This is a genomic window from Roseibacillus persicicus, assembly GCF_014651675.1.
Classification (GTDB): Bacteria; Verrucomicrobiota; Verrucomicrobiia; order Verrucomicrobiales; family Akkermansiaceae; genus Roseibacillus; species Roseibacillus persicicus.
The window spans coordinates 1-546 of sequence record NZ_BMXI01000089.1 but is presented as its reverse complement, the minus strand read 5'-3'; the positions used below and the strand labels follow the sequence as shown (position 1 = coordinate 546).

The following is a 546-nucleotide window of genomic DNA, read 5'->3' as shown; positions in this document are numbered from 1 at the left end:
GCGCCGATGGTTGTAGTAGTTCATCCAGTCATCGATGTGAGTCCGGAGTTCGCTCACTGTGTCGTAGCTCCAAAGCCGGATCTTTTCATACTTCAGGCTCCGCCATAGACGCTCAATGAAGACATTGTCCATCCAGCGGCCTTTGCCATCCATACTGATCTCGATCCCGCTTGCCTTGAGCGTGGAAACCCAGTTGCGTCCAGTGAACTGGGCACCCTGATCGGTGTTGAATATTTTTGGAATACGTCCGGTCCGACGCATGGCTTCATTGAGCGCTCTCACGCAGAAGCTGCTATCCATCGTGTTGCTCAACTCCCAAGACAGGACCGCTCGGCTGTGCCAATCCATAATCGCCACGAGGTAGCCATGGCCTCTGGCCATCGGGATGCAAGTGATGTCTACGCACCAGACTTCGTCGACGTCCCTAACCTCCCGCCCCCTCAAAAGGTAGGGGTAGATGGTGTGTTCCTTGTTCGGTTTACTCGTCGTGGGTTGCGGAACCATCGCCACGATCCCCATGATACGCATCATTCGGCGCATCCGGCT

Annotated in this window: 1 protein-coding gene; it reads right to left on the bottom strand. The window is 55.3% G+C overall.

The features are described 5' to 3' along the window. Positions 1-546, bottom strand: a 546-nt coding sequence (locus tag IE099_RS20685; RefSeq protein ID WP_189574779.1) for an IS3 family transposase, incomplete at both ends; no start/stop codon positions are given.